The organism is Alienimonas chondri (assembly GCF_013036045.1).
GTDB lineage: Bacteria > Planctomycetota > Planctomycetia > Planctomycetales > Planctomycetaceae > Alienimonas > Alienimonas chondri.
Genome location: NZ_WTPX01000318.1, coordinates 1 through 1,755 on the forward strand (window position 1 = coordinate 1; position 1,755 = coordinate 1,755).

Below are 1,755 nucleotides of genomic sequence, written 5' to 3' on the forward strand. Positions count from 1 at the left end.
CGCCGCGGCCTGATTCCCGCTGGATCTGTTATGTGGAACCTTCTGCCCCCGCTCGCCGCGGACCCGGGTCGCCTGTTGTGGGCGCTGCCCACGGCGGCGGCGATCAGCTTGGTCTATACGGCCAGCCGCTATGAAGACACCGCGACGATCGTCCGCCGCAGCGTGGGCATGTTCGGCAAAACGCTGCTGTTTCTGGCCGTCGTCTTCGCGGCGCTGTATCTGTTGAGCTTCAACCTGTAACCCCTTCGGAGCGAACCGATGGCGAACGGCGACTGGATCGACGATCCGACGGACCTGTTCGCCCCGGTTGAGGCGGCGTGGGACCGATACGTCGCCGCCGGCGAGGCGACGTTGAAAGAGGTCGAAGCGCAGATCGTCGAGACCCGGCACGCCACCTACGAGGACGGGCAGTTCACGCCGGACCATCCGCTGTGGGATCGCTATCTGACCGACGTCTACGGCGAATCCTGGCGTCCCCGTCCGCTACGGTGGGTGCCGAAGGGCGAAGAGACCTTCCCACACGGCTTGAACGCCGACGGACGAATCGTCAAAGCGGGACTGCTGGGCGGCGGGGGCGTCGCGATCGTTTATCAAGAAGGGTTTTACGACCGTCTGACCTTTCGGAACCCCGGTCGCTCCGACGAACGGTTGCCTTACGAGCCGTTCTTTCGTGACGGTTTTCCGACCGGTCGCGTGCAGCGGATGCGGCTGGACGAGCACGGCCGGATCGCCTCCGCCATCGAAGTGAACCAGGAAGGGCCGGAGCTGGAGCGGCATTATCGCGAAATCACGCGGTTCACGTACGACGACGTCGGCCGGCTGACGGAGTCTTATACGCAGTTGTTCAACTACGGCACGGAACTGCCGCATTATCTCGCCGATCTCCCGCCCGACGTGGCGGCGGGGTTGTATCGTCAGGCGTCCGAGCGCTTACGGGAAAGCCTCGCCAGCCGCAAACGCGTCGCCCTGACCTACGGCGACGACGGCCGGTTGATCAAAGCGGAGGAGTTCAACGACGAAGGCGAGTCGAAGGAAGTCCTATATACTTATAATCCCGACGACACGATCGAGGGGTTGGTCGCGGAGTTCTCCACGCTGCTGGGCAAGCAACTCGTCAAGGCGATCGACGGGTTCCTCAAGGCGAACCCGGACGCGAAGCCCGCGGCCCGCTGCGCATTAATCTATTCCGCCGAGCACGCCCACTGCGGCCTGCCGACCGGCGTGGCGCTGGCGAGCGAAGCCGAGGCCGGCGCCGAGCGGTTCGAGCCGTTCGATTGGGAATCGTATTCCCGCCAAGTCCCCTGGCCGCCGGAGGGACGCACCGGCAAGAAGCTGGCCGACCTGCATCGGCGGCTATTATTAGTCGTCGAAACCGACCCGGCCTATGCGGAGGACTTCCAGCCTCGTCCCTACCGCGAGGTGTTATGGAAGGCCGGGCGGGCGGCGTGGGAGACGTTGACCAAGAAACGCGCCACGACCGCGGACTTCGCGTTGTTCCCGCTGGACGACCACGGCGACGTCGACGGCCCCGACGACGCCCGCGAAACGCTGCCGGCAGAGATCACGGCGGGGCTTGAAGCGCGGTGACTCGTCTCCCCTCTCCCTTGAGGGAGAGGGGCCGGGGGTGAGGGTGAGCGAACCTTCACCCGCGGTCGGCCAGATCGTTTCAGAGCGAATGCAGCGTCCCGGACGCTTCAAGCGTCCGGGACGCTCGGTCACTGGCGATCGGCCGTCGCTCCCCCCTCACCCCCGGCC

The 1,755-nt window shown here is 65.7% G+C and carries 2 protein-coding genes; both read left to right on the plus strand.

Annotation, left to right across the window (positions count from 1 at the left end; genetic code table 11):
* The coding region (locus tag LzC2_RS21345; protein WP_206678865.1) for a hypothetical protein at window positions 1–240 on the plus strand (240 nt) is incomplete at its 5' end.
* A gap of 18 nt (window positions 241–258) precedes the next feature.
* Complete coding sequence (locus LzC2_RS21350) at window positions 259–1,587, plus strand: hypothetical protein (protein WP_171190043.1); 1,329 nt, start codon at window positions 259–261, stop codon at window positions 1,585–1,587.
* The last annotated feature ends 168 nt before the right edge of the window (window positions 1,588–1,755 follow it).